The sequence below is a fragment of the Rhodospirillaceae bacterium genome (assembly GCA_040219235.1).
Lineage (GTDB): Bacteria > Pseudomonadota > Alphaproteobacteria > Rhodospirillales > Rhodospirillaceae > WLXB01.
In genome coordinates this window covers 256,120-272,565 of the sequence record JAVJSV010000011.1, presented here as the reverse complement: position 1 = coordinate 272,565, position 16,446 = coordinate 256,120, and the positions used below count along the sequence as shown (strand labels likewise).

Genomic DNA, 16,446 nt, shown 5'->3' with positions numbered 1-16,446 from the left:
TCAACACGAGACTGAACATAAGGAGCACACATATGTCGGATCAAAAAAACCCGAAAAGGAACCTCAACGAGGGACTCGATTATGTGAAAGACCTACCTGGTTTTGATAAAGGTCATCCGCACTACTTTCGCGACCCGATGATTGACCATTTGCTTGAAATTTGCATGCAGTTGGCTGGAGAGATCTGGGTCAATCGCGACCGCCAAACCGTCATTGAGCATTTACTGGCGACCAAAGGCAAAGTCACGCCCGAGATGATCGAGCAGTTCAAACCTGACGATGAAATGAAAGAAAACTTGAAAAGCGCCCGTCAACGCTTCACGCAACGCATCTTCTCCAGCCTCTACGATGGCATAGAGGACCCTGGTCAAGCCGGGTTCATGTCAGGTGTGATTAAAGACAAAGCTTAAGAGGATGCGACTGACCTGAATTAAGCTTCAGTATTTCGTATAGAATTACCAACTATAGAAATTGAAATGCATTTTAGTGGTAGCAGTCTGCTTTTAGCTCCGGTGGTGGATAAAATAGAACAAATCACCTTATTATCGTAACAGTCTGGTCAAACGATGAGGCTGATAGGCTTAACGATTTTAGCAAAGGTAATGGAGGGAACCACCTCCCACCATTATTTCTAAATCGCACCGCACAGAGCAGTTTGCTGTCAAATACCTACATCAATCTTGAATCTCGAGTGGCCAAAAAATTGGAATGATGAAAGTCGCAGCAACCCAAAGCAGGACATTTAATGGCAAGCCGACTTTGATAAAGTCAGAAAATCGATACCCACCAGCATTGTAAACAAACGTGTTGGTTTGATAGCCGATTGGCGTCGCAAAACTCGCACTTGCAGCGAACATTACAGCGACAGCAAACGGTCGTGGATCCACTCCCAACTCATTGGCTAAGCCTACAGCTATCGGGGTAAGCAAAATCGCTGTCGCATTATTACTCATAATTTCTGTCAACAACGATGTAATTATGTAGATGGCCGATAGCACCGCAATTGGCCCAAACACGCCAACGAGTGATGCCAAGTTATCGACAACAAAGCTGGCGGCTCCTGTTTTTTCCATCGCAATGCCGAGCGCCAGCATTCCAAAAATGAGCATTAAAATGTTCCAGTGAATTGAGTTGTAGGCTTCATCAGAATCAAGACATCCAAGAACTACCACTGAAGTGGCAGCCATAAGTGCAAGCGCCGCGATCGGCAAAATTTCAAAAGCGGCAAGCACCATCACTAGGAAGACCGCCAATATTGCAATTGGCGCTTTGTCTCGCCGAAGTGGCCGCTCACTCGGGTGTGAGAGGTTTATCAGCTCGCGATAATCGAAAAGTTGACGAAGGTTTTTTGCTGGCCCCTCTAGCAAGAGAGTGTCACCCATCTGCAATTGGACGCGGTCAAAGTTTCCTGAAAGACCTGTGCCTTGTCGATGAATTGCCAAAATGTATGAGCCGTACAGTCGGCGAAGATTCAGATCAGACACACGCCTTCCTTGAAATTTCGACTGAGGTCCAACAATACCCTCCATGATCACGGTCTCGCGTGTAACCATAGGTTCAATGGCATGTGCCTCGCGCCCACCGAAAGCAACATCACCTACTTCTCGCAGACCAAGCATATCTCCCACTTTACTTCTTAAGACCACACGATCTCCCGCCATCAGAAATATGTCGGTCAATTTATTACGCATTGAGGCATCGCCCCTGATTAAATCAATGACGCGTAAGCCACGATGTTCTGTGAAACCGGCCGCCGACAACTGGAGCCCTACGAGGGGTGACCCAAGTGGGATGAGTACGTCTGCAAGAAAATGTCGGTCCGAAGAAGAGGGCAACAGACTAGCAAGTGTCTCTCGATCGGGAAGTAGCCACTTACCCACCAACAGAAGGTACAAGATACCGATGCCGCCAAGGATCGCACCTGCTGCGGTGATCTCAAACATGCCAAACGGCTTCAGGCCATAGTCCTGTGCAACACCGTTCACTAAAATATTCGTAGACGTTCCGATGAGTGTTGTAGTGCCTCCAAATATGCTGGCAAACGAGAGCGGTATTAGTAGTTTTGAAGGGGTAAGGTTTAGGGCTCGAGCCAAGCTAATAACAACTGGGGTCAGAATCACTACAACCGGAGTATTATTAATAAAAGCAGATACGACCATCACGCTGATCATCATTAAAGCGAGCGCAAGAGTTGGGGAACTGGCAGCAGACTTCGTGATATAGCGACCGAGGCCATCAATGACGCCTGTGCGTTCCAGTCCGGCGCTTAGAACGAACATCGCGGCAATCGTAAGTGGCGCGCTATTGCTGAACACACTCAGCACATCACTGGTATTTAAAATACCCGTTGCCAATAATAATCCAACCGCAGTCAATGCCACGACATCGGGCGGCAGGCGTTCCCTTATGAAACCGAAAAAAACAAGGGCAATAAGAACCAGCACAAACCCTATTTGGAATAACTCCCAGTCCACAATTGCCCCCTTAAATCCATACTTCTTTGTCAAACGGTTGTTCGCCGCGACCCAGATGTGAAATCTTCGTCGAATAACCCGGCAAAGAGACACGTTCGAGGCTTATCTAATTTAAGCAACGACTCGCATCACATAGACCGCGCTGGTGCCGAATATCCAAATAGAAGTGGATGGATTTAAGTAAATTCAATCCGCATGGACGAAAATTCTCTATTCCTCATAACTAATATGAGAAATCTTCTGTTTTACGTTTGAGGAAAATAAATATTTGAAGGTGAAGTATTTATATTGCTCGCAATCCCCCCAAAGAAACTGGGACGCAATTGGCGGGATAGCTAGAAAGATGGATATGACAATCAACAACCGTACAAATTATAGATATTGTTGATTTTATTGAAGAAAATGGCGGAGGGAGTGGGATTCGAACCCACGATACGGTTTCCCGCATACACACTTTCCAGGCGTGCGCCTTCAACCACTCGGCCACCCCTCCTGCACAGAAGGCGCGGAACCTAGCGCAGGTGCTGCAGTCTGGCAACGCTTCTATATTTAGGTTTTTATTGAAACAACCCTAAAAAGGCTTGTTATTAGAGTAGGTTGGACTCTATATTTAACATTAAAGGGTAACTAAACGACTCAGGGACTTATAGCACCAATGTTTATTGGGCGCGCACTCGGCTGGACGATGGTTCTTGCTGCCATTCTTATGGCATCTGGCGAGGCTGTTATGGCTATCGGCAGCGGCAACTACCAAGGGCTCGCCACATCTGACATTTTAGCCCTGCTTTGGGGGCAGACCCCTGATTTTCTTGAATCCGGCCTCACGGGCGATATTTGGCGCTTTTTAGGTGCCCTGGTGATGGCAATGCCAGCCTGGGCTATTTTAGGCCCGATCGGCGTTATTCTTGCCCACATGTTCAGACGTCGCCCTCCTCCGGGCCGACTGTTCCGCACAGCCTACTAGCGGCTTCGTTCAGCCCTTAGGGCTCGGGCATTTTCAAAGCTTCAATAAAAGCTGTTTGTGGAATCGCGACGCGTCCAAATTGGCGCATCTTTTTCTTCCCCTCTTTCTGCTTATCGAGCAGTTTCTTCTTTCGTGAGATATCTCCGCCATAGCACTTCGCGGTTACATCTTTGCGCATCGCGCTGATGGTTTCACGCGCAATAACTTTTCCGCCAATAGCCGCTTGCACAGGAATCTTAAACATGTGGCGCGGGATGAGGTCTTTCAGGCGGGCACAAATTTGTCGGCCACGCGCCTCTGATTGCGATCTATGAGCGATAAACGACAACGCGTCGACAGGCTCAGCGTTCACCAGAATACTGATGCGTACAAGATCGCTTTCAACGTAATCATCCATTTCGTAGTCGAAGCTAGCATAGCCTTTCGAGATAGACTTTAGGCGATCATAGAAATCAAACACAATTTCATTCAGCGGCAAACGGTACACAGCCATCGCTCGTGAACCAACATAAGTGAGGTCCATTTGCTCGCCGCGACGCTCGGTGCACAACTGTAAGACAGGGCCGAGAAATTCATCTGGTACCAGAATCGTTGCCTTAACCCAAGGCTCCTCCATGGCTATAATCTTGGTAACGTCCGGCATGTCGGCAGGATTGTGCAATTCCAACGTTGTGTCTGTGGTCGTATGAATGCGATACACAACACTCGGAGCCGTTGTGATCAGTTCTAATCCAAATTCACGATACAATCTTTCTTGAACGATCTCCATATGGAGCAGGCCCAAGAATCCGCATCTAAAGCCAAACCCTAAGGCGGCAGAACTTTCAGCCTGGTACTCGAAACTTGCATCGTTGAGATGAAGCTTGCCAAGACTATCACGCAAATCTTCATAGTCAGACGCATCAACTGGAAACAATCCACAGAACACAACAGTGGTCGATGGTCTAAAGCCGTCTAAGGGCGTTGCTGTCTGGCGTTTTTCCTCAGTAATCGTATCGCCGACCTGGCAATCTGAAACAGACTTGATGCTGGCATTGATAAAGCCGATTTCACCTGGACCCAACGCAGGTAAATCTTGCCTTTTCGGCGTAAAAGCACCCACGCCATCAAGTTCATAGGTTGCGCCATTCGACATCATGCGCACCTTCATGCCCTTGCGCATTGTACCTTCGACAATACGAACCAGAATGATGACACCAAGATAACTGTCGTACCAAGAGTCGACCAAAAGCGCTTTTAGGGGGGCCGCAGGATCACCAACAGGCGCAGGTAGCCGGGTGATGATATTCTCAAGCACTTCCGGGATACCAACACCTGTTTTGGCGGACACCTCTATAGCATTTGAGGCATCAAGTCCGATGACGTCTTCAATCTGTTGACGTACGCGATCTGGCTCAGCCGCCGGCAAATCAATTTTGTTGAGAACCGGGATAATTTCATGATTGGCATCTAAAGCCTGATAGACGTTTGCCAGCGTTTGAGCTTCAACGCCCTGAGACGCATCGACAATCAACAAAGACCCTTCACAGGCCCGTAAAGACCGACTGACTTCATAAGCGAAGTCAACGTGTCCTGGTGTGTCCACCAAGTTGAGTTGATAGGTCACGCCATCTTTGGCTTTGTAATTCAACCGGACCGTCTGGGCTTTGATGGTGATGCCGCGTTCACGTTCCAAGTCCATGTTATCCAGGACTTGCTCTTTCATTTCACGGTTCGTCAGCCCACCACAGTGCTGGATCAGACGGTCAGCCAACGTCGACTTACCGTGATCAATATGAGCAATGATGGCGAAATTTCTTATATGCGCGGTGTCGGTCATGGGGGCGCGGCGGCTCTCCTTAACTTCGCAACTGACCGCCGACAGCTTTCTCAACTGCGGCAACGATTTTAGAACTTACGGATTCAATTTCAGCATCTGTTAGCGTTGATGTTGCAGGCTCTAACCGGACCGACAATGCGATCGACTTTTTCCCAGACTCAACCTTATCGCCTGAATACACGTCAAACAGCTCGACGTCTGCAATTAAAGCCTTATCAGCCCCACGCACGGCGCGAACAACATCCCCAACAGGCACATCATGACCCAACAAAAATGCGAAATCACGATCTACAGGTTGAAACTGTGACGGCGTGAATTTGGTTCTGGCGGGTCCTGTTTTGCGCTTCGGTTTCGGAATACGCTCTAAATACACCTCAAACCCAACCATTGGACCATCCACATCCATACTCTTTAAGGTAAGAGGATGCAGCGCACCAAACTCTGCCAATACCGTTGGACCTAAGCAGAGCGTGCCAGATTGACCCGGATGATACCATTCTGGTGCCACAAAAGATTCAGCGTTTCCAATCTGCAGGCGCTCAACCGGAGCCCCAGCAACTTTAAGCGCCGCGATTGCATCTGCCTTGGCATCAAAAACGGATACATTCCTTGCTTTGACATCCCAGTGGCGCGGACCTGTGCGGCCAGCCCGAAGTCCACACGCAACAAGCGTCTGCTCCCCCGGAGCGCCCCCATGAAACTGCGGACCTAATTCGAACAACGCAATATCAGGAAGTGCACGCGCAGCATTGCGACCTGCAGCCGCGATAAGATTTGGCAGCAAAGATGACCGCATCACACCGAGATCAGAACTAATAGGGTTCTGAAGTGCGACCGCTGGGGTGCTTCCGGCAAACAGCTCAGCCTGCGCGACAGACAAAAACGACCAGGTCGTCGTCTCTGACAAGCCACGCCCAGCAAGTGCGCGCCGCACCGCGCGGGCAATGCGTTGGTCGGCGTTGAACGCTGTTTTGATCACTGTCGGACGTGGCAAAGGCACGACAGGGATATTGTCGTAACCATGAATACGCAGCACTTCTTCAATCAGATCATGCTCACCCTCAACATCACGCCGCCATGTTGGAGCCGTCACCGACCACTCATCATCGGAGGCGGCATTAATCTTGAAACCTAAGCCCTCGAGAATTCCTCGAATGACTTCACTATCTAGGCTCACTCCGCCTAACAGGCGAACACGAGTCGGCCTGAAGGGCACGACGGATCCAATGGGGGGCTCAACGCCTCCGACAACGACATGCGACGCTTCACCGCCGCAGATTTCCATGATCAATCGCGTCGCAATCTCTGCACCGTCCGCAGATGTGGCAGGATCAACACCGCGTTCGAAGCAGTACCGGGCATCGGAGACGATGCCTAAAGCACGGCCTGTGTTTGCGATCGTGATGGGGTCAAAGAAAGCTGACTCGAGGAAAATTTCAGTTGTCTGCTCTGTGCAACTCGACGCTTCGCCGCCGATAACTCCGGCGATGGCCTGAGGCCCTTTATCATCTGCAATAACCATCATGGAGCTATTGAGATCATAAACATTGCCATTGAGCGCTTGAATGGACTCGCCGTCTACGGCTAAGCGCGGACCAACGTCACCCTTAAGCTTAGCGGTATCAAAGGCATGCAGTGGGCGGCCAAGGTCTATGGTCAGATACTGGGTCACATCAACAATGGCAGAGACGGGACGTAAGCCAACTGCTGTCAACCTCGCTTTGAGCCACTCTGGACTTTCTTGGTTTTTCAGGCCGCGGATCGTGCGTCCCACAAAATGCGGACACAGATGCGTGGCTGACTCAGACAAACCCATCGCCACATCTGTCGCACTTTCGAACGTACCCTGAACGGACTCTATGTTGACAGGCTTCAGTGTACCCAAACCGGCTGCGGCCAAATCCCGCGCAACACCGCGTACGCCGAGGGCATCAACACGGTTTGGCGTGAGTGCTATATCTATCACTGGCTCGAGAGCTAAAGCCTCGGCAGCTGGCGCACCAACAACACTGCTTTCTGGCAACTCAATGATGCCGTCATGATCTTCGCCGAGCTTAAGCTCACGCGCAGAGCACATCATGCCCTGGCTTTCGACACCACGAATTTTACCTGGTTTAAGTACATCGCCACTGGAAGGAATAACGTCGCCAGCACGCGCCAAAACACCTTTTAGCCCAGCACGCGCATTTGGAGCACCGCAGACAACCTGGAAAACCTCGTCTCCGGTAGACACTTTACATAACTTGAGGCGATCGGCATCCGGATGCTTCTCAGCACTGAGAATTTCAGCCACAACAAAGGGGGCAAGCCCAGCTGTTGGATCATCAATCCCTTCAACTTCAAGGCCGATCGCCGTCAGCTTGTCAGCAATGGTAGCTAGGTCCGCATCCGTCTCCAGATGATCCTTCAACCATGAGAGGGTGAATTTCATCGGCTCAATCCCCCTGCCAAGGTCGGGACATCCAGAGCAGAAAAACCGTAATGGCGAAGCCACCGCAAGTCAGTGTCAAAGAACATGCGCAAATCCGGAATGCCGTACTTCAGCATGGCAACACGCTCAACGCCGAGACCAAAAGCAAAACCTTGATACTCGTCAGGGTCTAAACCACAGGCTTTTAAGACATTGGGGTGAACCATGCCACAGCCGAGAATTTCCAGCCAATCTGCACCGGCACCGATTTTCAATTCGCCGTTGGCCCGTGAACAACCGATATCCATTTCCGCCGAGGGCTCGGTGAACGGAAAGTAAGACGGCCTGAATCGAACCGGCAGGTCTTCAAGCTCGAAATATCCAGTGACAAATTCGATCAAACAACTCTTCAGATGCCCCATGTGAACCGCCTTGTCGATGACCAATCCTTCGATTTGGTGGAACATCGGCGTGTGCGTAATATCATAATCGCACCGGTACGTCCGGCCAGGGGCCAGAATGCGAATGGGCGGTTTCGTGGTTTGCATGGTTCGCACTTGCACCGGGGAAGTGTGGGTGCGAAGCAAATGACGTGTACCATCTTCTTTGCGTGGTAAGAAAAACGTGTCGTGCATTTCACGCGCGGGGTGATCCGGCGGAAAGTTCAACGCCGTGAAATTATGAAAATCGTCTTCAATATCCGGCCCTTCAGCCACCTCGAACCCCATAGGCGCAAAGAGTTCTACGATTTCTTCTATGGTCTGACTTATGGGGTGAAGCAGCCCCTCTGCTTCGGGGGCAACAGGCAGTGAAACATCAAGTATTTCAGAGGCCAATTGTGCAGAAATCGCAACAGATTCAAGAGTGGTTTTTCTGCCATCAATAGCCGCAGCGACATCGTTTTTGAGGACATTTAGAGCCTGGCCAGCAGCCTTTCGCGCTTTGGGCTCCATGCCGCCTAAGTCTTTCATCATGGCCGTAACACGGCCTTTCTTGCCCAAGGCACTGACGCGCACGCCATCTAGGGCTGCAAGATCTGCCGCACCGGCGACCTCAGCTAAAAGCTCCTCTCGAAGCTGCTCAAGTTGATCCATTTTTACTGCCTCGCTCCAATCACTGGAGGTCCATACCAAATAAGGGGGCCGACCCTCTGGCGGCCCCCTCAAAGAGACAAAGCTCTTATGGGGTAACCCGGCGCACTATGAGCGCCAGCGTGGCCTTATGCGAGTGCCGACTGAGCCTGTTTAACCAGGCTTGCGAAGGTCTCTGGCTCACGGACTACGATATCAGCGAGAACCTTACGGTCGAGCTCAACACCGGATTTCCGGAGCCCATCCATAAATCGTGAATAGGTCATTCCATGCTCGCGGACACCAGCGTTGATGCGCTGAATCCAGAGAGATCTGAAATTCCGCTTCTTAACCCGGCGGTCGCGATAGGCATATTGAAGGCCTTTCTCGACTTTCTGCTTAGCGATGCGGAAATTCTTAGAATTACGCCCACGATAGCCTTTGGCGGCCGACAGGACTTTTTTATGACGGGCGTGAGTGGTCACACCCCGTTTAACACGTGACATGGCTGACCTCCGTTACGACGGTGTGCCGTAGGGCAGAAACTTCTTCACAATCCTGGCGTCAGAATCCGCCAAGAGGAAAGAACCTCTCGCCTTACGTTTCATTTTCTGTGATTTGGACCCTAAGCAGTGACGCTTATAGGCAAAGTTACCTTTAAGCTTGCCAGATCCAGTCGTACGGAAGCGCCGCTTTACGGAGCTTTTCGTCTTCATTTTGGGCATTTTTGGTCCCTCGAGTTTAGAGTTCTTAAGATAACGGATGGGCATGCCCAGGCACTCGAAGTGCCTCTTGCCGGACCGTCCTTGGCCTTTATTCAAAGGCCTCCATAAGGCCGAAACCTTACAGAAGTCGCGCGTTATACAGGTTGAAATTCGGATTTGCAAGCAATCCCGGGGCTAGAAACCCCGGAAAAGCGAAGGAAAAAGCGGTCACACCTAACGCGGCGCAACCACCATAACCATCTGACGACCTTCCATTTTCGGCTCTTGCTCGACTTTTGCAATTTCGTCCGTGTCCGTTTTCACACGTTTAAGAACTTCGGCACCCAACTCTTGATGGGCCATTTCACGTCCCCGGAATCGCAAGGTGACTTTAACTTTATCTCCGTCATCCAGAAAGCGACGCATATTACGCATTTTCACATCATAGTCGTGATCATCAATATTTGGCCGAAGTTTGATTTCTTTGATGTCGATTACTTTTTGCTTCTTCTTGGCCTCATTTTTCTTCTTCTGGGCCTCGAATTTATACTTGCCGTAATCGAGAATTTTGCACACCGGTGGATCAGCATTGGGTGAGATTTCGACCAAATCCAGGCCAGCTTCGTCTGCTAAGGCCATAGCTTCTGTTTTCGTCACAACACCAACGTTATCGCCGTCAGCGCCAATCAAACGCACTTTTGGTACATCGATATCTTCGTTGACGCGCGGTCCCCCCTTGGACGGCGGCGTCGTCATCATGGGTCTAGCTATGGATGAGTCTCCTCTTTCAGTTGTCAGTAATCTTTAGCGACGGCCTTGAGTGTCATTATCAGCCGGTCAAAAAACCAATCCGATGTCACAAGGTATTCAACCGCCCTGGCACTTAATTATGCACCAGGCATCGCCGCTTCGTTCGAGAGTGTATCCGCTGCCTCTGTAAGGGCAAGGATTTCTTGAGTTTTTCCGCCCAACCGGCGCAATGCGACGGCTTGGCTTTCCGCCTCTTTCTGGCCCACAACAGCAATCACCGGCACTTTCGCCTGCGAGTGTTCGCGCACTTTATAGTTAATTTTCTCGTTTCGAAGGTCAATATTCACGCGGAGTCCTTTGGATTCCAATACTTCTGCAACCTGGCGGGCATAATCATCGCCATCAGACGTAATCGTCGCGACAACCACCTGCACCGGCGCAAGCCAGAGCGGCAGCTTGCCCGCATAGCTCTCGATGAGAATTCCGATAAAACGCTCCAAACTGCCCAGAATCGCGCGATGAAGCATCACAGGCCGATGCTTCTCGCCATCTTGGCCAACATATGTGGCATCGAGTCGCTCGGGCAAAACGAAATCGAGCTGAATTGTGCCGCACTGCCAAGTCCGTCCAATGGCATCTTTCAGATGGAATTCCAGTTTGGGGCCATAAAATGCCCCCTCGCCAGGCGTAATTTCATAATCAAGATTTGCAGCCTGTACCGCAGTTTCTAAGGCAGCCTCGGCCCGGTCCCAGGTCTCATCTTTACCGGCGCGCACATCAGGGCGCGTTGCCAACTTCACTTCGATCTGGTCAAAGCCGAGATCATGGTAGACCGACTCAAGCAGTGCACAAAACGCAGTCGTTTCTTCAGTGACCTGGTCTTCGCGACAGAAAATGTGGGCATCGTCCTGTGTCATTTGGCGGACGCGCATGAGGCCATGCAAGGCTCCGTGCGGTTCATTGCGATGACAGCATCCGAACTCTGCCATGCGCAGCGGGAGGTCACGATAACTGCGAATACCGTTCTTATAGATCTGCACGTGAGCCGGGCAGTTCATAGGCTTAATGGCCATCAGCTTAGCATCGCCTGAAACGATCGGGGCATCATCCTCTGTACTTGGAATTTCATCCGGCACCACGAACATGTTTTCCCGAAACTTCGACCAGTGCCCTGATTGTTCCCAGAATCGTGAATCCAAGAGTTGTGGTGTTTTCACCTCAACATAGCCGGCACGGTCCAAGCGTCGGCGGATATATGCCTCAAGGGCCAGCCAAATCGTATAACCCTTAGGATGCCAGAACACTGAGCCCTGGGCTTCTTCCTGCAAATGAAACAGGTTCATTTCGCGACCAATTTTGCGGTGATCCCGCTTCTCTGCTTCTTCAAGCATAAGAAGATGTGCTTTGAGCTGCTTCTCGTTGGCCCAACAGGTGCCATAAATACGTTGCAGCATTTCGTTGCGATGATCACCGCGCCAATAGGCGCCGGCTAACTTCATCAGCTTGAAGGCTTTACCAAGCTTACCCGTCGATGGCAGGTGTGGCCCGCGACAGAGGTCGAGCCAATTCCCTTGTTTGTAGATGCTTACTACTTCCCCTTCCGGTAAGCCTTGAATAATCTCGGCTTTATAAGTCTCTCCGGCATCATTGAAATATTTTATCGCATCATCACGTTCCCAAACTTCACGCACGATTTCTTCATTGCGATCAACGATCTCCTGCATCCGCTTTTCGATGAGTTCAAGGTCATCCAGGGTGAATGGTTTTTCCCGTGCAAAATCATAAAAGAAACCGTTCTCGATAACGGGGCCAATGGTGACTTGTGTATCGGGGAACAGTTCCTGCACGGCTTCGGCCATCACGTGGGCGGCATCGTGACGCAGCAGTTCAAGCCCGTCATCGTCTTTGGCCGTGACCAGGGCGACATCGGAATCTGTTGTGATCGTGGTTGCCAAATCTGTAAGTTCGCCATTAACGCGCATAGCCAGCGCCGCTTTCGCGAGGCCGGGGCCAATGTCCGCGGCCAAGTCAGCCCCGGAAACAGCTTCAGAAAAGGTCCTCACACTGCCGTCCGGCAGGGTTATGGCAACCATGATTTTCCCTTTACGTTGATTGATATAGAAAGCGGGCGCAATCTAAGAGGATAGGCCACTAAGTCAAGCAACCGCTTCACTTGAGAGCCGCTGCATTACCTCAGCTGCAGTGATCGCGGTCAGGTCATGACGCCGCAATATCGTCACATCTGGTCCCTGGTGCCCAGAGAGAGCAGCATCAGACCCTGGATCATATAAAACGATACTGCGGCAGCCAGACGCGGCAATCAGATGCATCAAACCATTGTCATTGCCCACAGCGGCCAGAGCGGCCCACGCCAAGAAAACCACCTCCACATATGAGGCCTGACCAGACAGATCCACGGCATCGGGAACCCGTTCAGCAAGGGCCTCGGCATAGCTTGGCATAGCAGACTCACTGATAAGTACAGCCCGATGTCCCCGCGCTGTCACAAGTTCTGCAAATTCGACACACCTTGCGGGGGACCATTGCGCGTTTTCTTCGCCGCCAGGGTCAATTGCGATCAAGACAAACGGGTCACTTAAAGAAACTGGCAATGAAAATGTACCGACTGCGCGGGATACCCAGGCCAAACTGACTGGGGGGCGATCTTCAATGCCAGCGTCACTCAACTGATCCATATGGCGTTCGCTGATGTGCATCGCCAATCGTTTTGGATTCGTATGTGGAATCGCGCAGCCTTTAGCAACACCGCACCATGGGACGGGAGAGTCGCGTGCGAAACGTTGCCGCCACGTCCGCGATGCTCGAAACAGGCGGTTGGTAGCTCGCGAGCAGTCTAAGTCATAGACCATCTGCCATGTCCTCTCATTCAATAACACGCGAAAATAGGCACGAGTGGTTGGCATCACCCTCACCGTGTCGAAAAAGGGTGCTGGCGTTGCAAAATCAATCACGGCTTGATCAGTCACCAGAGTGATTTCGGCTTGGTCATGATGCATACGAATCGCGGCGAAGGCTTGCAGAGCCATTACAAAAGCGCCGATACCGCCCGTCTTGATGATGAGAATATTGTGTTCTGACCGCTCAGTTTTTTCTGATGTCATGACACGCCCTAGGGTGAAACTTCGTCATGTGCGGCAACCACATCTTCATAGATTTGCAAGGTCGCTTTGGTCATACCTGAGCGATCAAAGTGTTCTGCCACATGCGCTCGCGCCTGATGCGCCAATCCCGCACGTTGATCCGGAGCAACAGCAAGGGCGTGTTCCAAGGCACCCGCCAATGATGGCGCATCGCCTGGTGTGAACAACCACCCCGTAACACCTGGCACGAGAATTTCTGGCGCAGCCCCATGATCCGGCGCAACAACTGGACGCCCCATGGCTTGTCCTTCGGCAACCACACGCCCAAATGCTTCCGGCCGCGTCGACGCCGACACAACGACATCTGTCACCATATAGGCTGCCACAATATCGCGGCAGTCCTCAATGATTTGGACGTGACCGTCCAGACCTGTCGCCTTGAGTTTGGCGTCTAGCCGGTCCCTGAAAAAAGACGAGTCGGAGGATGGGCCAACCATCAGACAGCGCAGATTTGGATGCAGGCGACCAACACGAGAGAGATAGGCGAGGGCGTCAACCAGCAACGCCTGGCCTTTCCAACTTGTGAGACGACCAGGCAGCATGATCACTGGTCCATCGTCGGGCAAGCGCCACTCGGTCGCCAGCTTGACCATGCGAGCGGAGGATACACTTTGGGGGTCAAAGGCAGTCAAATCGACGCCACGGGGAATGATCCTGATCCCCACCGGGTCAAGGTTGTAATGTTTCTGGATATGGTCACTGATGAAGTTTGAGACCGCAATCACTGGTCTGCCGCGGGTCATAACCTGATTATAAAGTTTTTTCAGACCAAACATGCCTAGGCCGTAGACACCATGAAATGTGGTCACAAATGGAACACCTGCGGCTTCAGCGGCATAAAAGGCACTCCAGGCCGGAGCCCGCGACCGCGCATGAGCCACTGAAACTGAATAACGCCGCATCAGATCAGAAAGCAGGTCGATATTGCGTCGCATATGAAACGGCGATTTAGTCGCCAGAGGTAGAGTCACGTGCTCGGCCCCAACACGTTCCAATTCTCTGACATTGGGACCACCTTGAGACGCAACAACAGCATGCCAGCCCGACGCCACTAAGGCCTCAGCGATATCTATGGTGCCGCGCTCGACGCCGCCGGTGCCCATTGCTGGTAAAATCTGGAGGCACACTTTGGTTGTGTGGTTAGACATAAATTCGGTGGTACTGTTCTTCTGAGTGATGCGGTACGAACCGCAGGATATCGACAGACTCTTAAAGGAAGAACGCCGAATACCAATGAGTGGATCAGAAATAATTCAATCAGCTAGTTTAACACGCTCCGATGGCGCGACAATCGCCTTTGACCAAATTCGCGGAGAAGGGCCTGGGGTTATTTTTCTCCATGGATTAAAATCAGACCGAGGCGGCACCAAAGCGGTTCACCTCATGCAGCATTGCCAATCCAAAAATATCCCGTTCTTAACCTTTGATATGTTTGGCCATGGCGAGTCATCTGGGGATTTTGTTCAGGGATCAATTACCCGCTGGACTGAAGATGCCTTGGCCATGCTTGATGAGCTCACCACAGGACCTCAAATTCTTGTGGGTTCAAGCATGGGCGGCTGGGTCATGCTTAAAACAGCATTAGCCCGAACAAACCGCGTTGCGGGGCTCATTGGAATTGCAGCGGCCCCAGACTTTACGGAAAATTTAATGTGGGCGTCGCTGACACAGGACCAACGCGAAGCCTTTTTAGAAACGGGCCGCCACGCTTTGCCGACGTCATATGAAGATGAACCCTACGACATTGGCATTAAACTCATCGAAGATGGGCGCGGCGCCCTTCTGCTCAAGTCTCCCATTGCATTTGCAGGTCCCGTAAGGCTTTTGCACGGCCTAGAGGATAGCGATGTCCCCTGGCAGACGGCTGTTAAAACCTCAGAGCAACTCACAAGCAACGACGTAACATTAACGCTGGTCAAAGACGGCTTGCATAATCTGTCTCGCCCACAAGACTTAGACCTTTTAACCTCAACACTTGACGGCCTGATCGCCAAAGTAGGTTCGTTATGAAATCTCCAGACTCAAATGTGCAACGCGCGTTAGACGCGTTGAACGACGCTCTGGAACGTGACCCACGCGCGCTGACGTTATTGGTCAATGCCCGTGTGACCTGCAACGAAAAACTGACCAAACATAAATCCGTTCAGACCCGGGCTCATAATGGCGAATACAAGCTTGGTGTTCTGGGGCTCATCAATGGCATTATCGGGTACAAACATGGCGGGATTGGAGCCGAGGGAGAGATTGATACTCGAACAGGTTTGTTTCGGCGTGTGCGGCGCTTTGTGCACACCAAAGCGGGGCTTAATGTTCGGCCATAGCCCCGTTTTATACGTCTGGCTTACTATTGTTTTCGCAATAAGCGCCGATGCGGCCCACGCAGAGATCAGCACGGCCATTCTGGCTGACAATCAAGAAGATACCTATGAAAGGTGTATTGCCCTCGCTCAGGGTGATGCTGAAGTTGGGCTGGATATGGCTCTGCGATGGAGTGGATTGGAGGGGGGAGATCCGGCCAGACACTGCAAAGCTGTTGCCCTGCGCGCGCTTGGGGATTTTGAGGCCGCCGCCGCACAACTTGAAATGCTGGCAGAGACCCCCGAAGCCACCGCCCCGGTGAAAGCAGGTTTGTATACTCAAGCCGCACGGGCCTGGATGGACGCTGCTGTATATGACCGTGGTCGTGATCTCTTCAGCAAAGCCATTGCACTCAACCCAAATGACCCAACGCTGCGATTTGACAGAGCATTATCCAACGCTGCTCTGGCTGATTTTTGGTCCGCGATTGATGATCTGAATTACCTGCTTGATGTGGAGCCGGACAATAAAGAAGCCCTTACATTGCGGGGCGGGGCTTATCGTCGCCTTGATATTCCAGACCTCGCCTCTGACGATATCGAGCGTGCTTTGGCCCTCGACGAAACGTATACAGACGCGCTTCTGGAGCGGGGGCTATTGGCCCGTGCGAACGGGGACACAGACGCGGCCCGACAGGCGTGGATTCAAGTTCTACAAATTGCGCCGGACTCTGCTGTCGCAGATGCCGTGCGCACCCACCTACAAGACATGGACCTCCGCCCAGATCCTTAAAAAT

General features: G+C 51.6%; 15 protein-coding genes and 1 tRNA gene. 5 read left to right on the top strand and 11 right to left on the bottom strand.

Translation table 11 applies throughout. The features are described from left to right. Positions 1–32 precede the first annotated feature (32 nt). Positions 33–410: a hypothetical protein gene (locus RIC29_05320; GenBank protein MEQ8734321.1), complete on the top strand. Its 378-nt coding sequence runs from the start codon at positions 33–35 to the stop codon at positions 408–410. A gap of 264 nt (positions 411–674) precedes the next feature. On the opposite strand, the gene RIC29_05315 is transcribed toward RIC29_05320, so the two are convergent. Both RIC29_05315 and RIC29_05310 read right to left on the bottom strand, forming a co-directional pair. Next, positions 675–2,507, bottom strand: a complete 1,833-nt coding sequence (locus tag RIC29_05315; protein ID MEQ8734320.1) for an SLC13 family permease — start codon at positions 2,505–2,507, stop codon at positions 675–677. Positions 2,508–2,877: 370 nt separating this feature from the next. Beyond that, a tRNA-Ser gene (locus RIC29_05310) sits at positions 2,878–2,967 on the bottom strand. Positions 2,968–3,129: 162 nt separating this feature from the next. Here RIC29_05310 and RIC29_05305 point away from each other — a divergent pair. Further along, positions 3,130–3,438 (top strand): hypothetical protein, encoded by a 309-nt coding sequence (locus RIC29_05305; protein MEQ8734319.1) that lies wholly within the window; start codon positions 3,130–3,132, stop codon positions 3,436–3,438. A gap of 16 nt (positions 3,439–3,454) precedes the next feature. On the opposite strand, the gene lepA is transcribed toward RIC29_05305, so the two are convergent. From lepA to RIC29_05260, 9 genes are all read right to left on the bottom strand, one after another. Next, on the bottom strand, positions 3,455–5,257 hold the full coding sequence (gene lepA, locus RIC29_05300; GenBank protein ID MEQ8734318.1) for a translation elongation factor 4: 1,803 nt from the start codon (positions 5,255–5,257) through the stop codon (positions 3,455–3,457). Between the two features lie 19 nt (positions 5,258–5,276). Then, positions 5,277–7,688, bottom strand: coding sequence for a phenylalanine--tRNA ligase subunit beta (gene pheT / locus RIC29_05295; GenBank protein ID MEQ8734317.1), 2,412 nt, complete (start codon positions 7,686–7,688; stop codon positions 5,277–5,279). Continuing rightward, positions 7,685–8,761 (bottom strand): phenylalanine--tRNA ligase subunit alpha, encoded by a 1,077-nt coding sequence (gene pheS, locus RIC29_05290; protein ID MEQ8734316.1) that lies wholly within the window; start codon positions 8,759–8,761, stop codon positions 7,685–7,687. Before pheS ends, pheT begins: the two co-directional genes overlap by 4 nt. Positions 8,762–8,886: 125 nt before the next feature. Beyond that, positions 8,887–9,243: a 50S ribosomal protein L20 gene (gene rplT / locus RIC29_05285; protein ID MEQ8734315.1), complete on the bottom strand. Its 357-nt coding sequence runs from the start codon at positions 9,241–9,243 to the stop codon at positions 8,887–8,889. 12 nt (positions 9,244–9,255) lie between these two features. Continuing rightward, on the bottom strand, positions 9,256–9,462 hold the full coding sequence (rpmI, locus tag RIC29_05280) for a 50S ribosomal protein L35 (protein ID MEQ8734314.1): 207 nt from the start codon (positions 9,460–9,462) through the stop codon (positions 9,256–9,258). Positions 9,463–9,675: 213 nt separating this feature from the next. Beyond that, positions 9,676–10,197 carry a translation initiation factor IF-3 gene (gene infC / locus RIC29_05275; GenBank protein ID MEQ8734313.1) on the bottom strand — a complete coding sequence of 174 codons (522 nt, stop codon included), beginning with the start codon at positions 10,195–10,197 and terminating at the stop codon, positions 9,676–9,678. 131 nt (positions 10,198–10,328) lie between these two features. Continuing rightward, on the bottom strand, positions 10,329–12,284 hold the full coding sequence (gene thrS / locus RIC29_05270; GenBank protein MEQ8734312.1) for a threonine--tRNA ligase: 1,956 nt from the start codon (positions 12,282–12,284) through the stop codon (positions 10,329–10,331). A 63-nt stretch (positions 12,285–12,347) separates the two neighbouring features. Next, on the bottom strand, positions 12,348–13,313 hold the full coding sequence (locus RIC29_05265; GenBank protein MEQ8734311.1) for a glycosyltransferase family 9 protein: 966 nt from the start codon (positions 13,311–13,313) through the stop codon (positions 12,348–12,350). 8 nt (positions 13,314–13,321) lie between these two features. Next, positions 13,322–14,500, bottom strand: coding sequence for a glycosyltransferase family 4 protein (locus RIC29_05260; GenBank protein ID MEQ8734310.1), 1,179 nt, complete (start codon positions 14,498–14,500; stop codon positions 13,322–13,324). A gap of 85 nt (positions 14,501–14,585) precedes the next feature. On the opposite strand from RIC29_05260, the gene RIC29_05255 reads away from it, so the two are divergent. The 3 genes from RIC29_05255 to RIC29_05245 are packed head-to-tail and all read left to right on the top strand — an operon-like array spanning position 14,586 to position 16,442. Further along, on the top strand, positions 14,586–15,362 hold the full coding sequence (locus RIC29_05255; GenBank protein ID MEQ8734309.1) for an alpha/beta hydrolase: 777 nt from the start codon (positions 14,586–14,588) through the stop codon (positions 15,360–15,362). Further along, on the top strand, positions 15,359–15,673 hold the full coding sequence (locus RIC29_05250; GenBank protein ID MEQ8734308.1) for a hypothetical protein: 315 nt from the start codon (positions 15,359–15,361) through the stop codon (positions 15,671–15,673). Before RIC29_05255 ends, RIC29_05250 begins: the two co-directional genes overlap by 4 nt. Beyond that, complete coding sequence (locus RIC29_05245; GenBank protein MEQ8734307.1) at positions 15,660–16,442, top strand: hypothetical protein; 783 nt, start codon at positions 15,660–15,662, stop codon at positions 16,440–16,442. Before RIC29_05250 ends, RIC29_05245 begins: the two co-directional genes overlap by 14 nt. The last annotated feature ends 4 nt before the right edge of the window (positions 16,443–16,446 follow it).

Excerpts from the sequence above, each read along its gene's own strand:
- RIC29_05320 (MEQ8734321.1), top strand. The coding sequence starts at position 33 with ATGTCGGATCAAAAAAACCCGAAAAGGAACCTCAACGAGGGACTCGAT.
- thrS (MEQ8734312.1), bottom strand. The coding sequence starts at position 12,284 with ATGGTTGCCATAACCCTGCCGGACGGCAGTGTGAGGACCTTTTCTGAA.
- infC (MEQ8734313.1), bottom strand. The coding sequence starts at position 10,197 with ATGACGACGCCGCCGTCCAAGGGGGGACCGCGCGTCAACGAAGATATC.
- pheS (MEQ8734316.1), bottom strand. The coding sequence starts at position 8,761 with ATGGATCAACTTGAGCAGCTTCGAGAGGAGCTTTTAGCTGAGGTCGCC.
- RIC29_05260 (MEQ8734310.1), bottom strand. The coding sequence starts at position 14,500 with ATGTCTAACCACACAACCAAAGTGTGCCTCCAGATTTTACCAGCAATG.
- RIC29_05245 (MEQ8734307.1), top strand. The coding sequence starts at position 15,660 with ATGTTCGGCCATAGCCCCGTTTTATACGTCTGGCTTACTATTGTTTTC.
- rpmI (MEQ8734314.1), bottom strand. The coding sequence starts at position 9,462 with ATGCCCAAAATGAAGACGAAAAGCTCCGTAAAGCGGCGCTTCCGTACG.
- RIC29_05305 (MEQ8734319.1), top strand. The coding sequence starts at position 3,130 with ATGTTTATTGGGCGCGCACTCGGCTGGACGATGGTTCTTGCTGCCATT.
- pheT (MEQ8734317.1), bottom strand. The coding sequence starts at position 7,688 with ATGAAATTCACCCTCTCATGGTTGAAGGATCATCTGGAGACGGATGCG.
- rplT (MEQ8734315.1), bottom strand. The coding sequence starts at position 9,243 with ATGTCACGTGTTAAACGGGGTGTGACCACTCACGCCCGTCATAAAAAA.
- RIC29_05250 (MEQ8734308.1), top strand. The coding sequence starts at position 15,359 with ATGAAATCTCCAGACTCAAATGTGCAACGCGCGTTAGACGCGTTGAAC.
- RIC29_05265 (MEQ8734311.1), bottom strand. The coding sequence starts at position 13,313 with ATGACATCAGAAAAAACTGAGCGGTCAGAACACAATATTCTCATCATC.
- RIC29_05255 (MEQ8734309.1), top strand. The coding sequence starts at position 14,586 with ATGAGTGGATCAGAAATAATTCAATCAGCTAGTTTAACACGCTCCGAT.
- lepA (MEQ8734318.1), bottom strand. The coding sequence starts at position 5,257 with ATGACCGACACCGCGCATATAAGAAATTTCGCCATCATTGCTCATATT.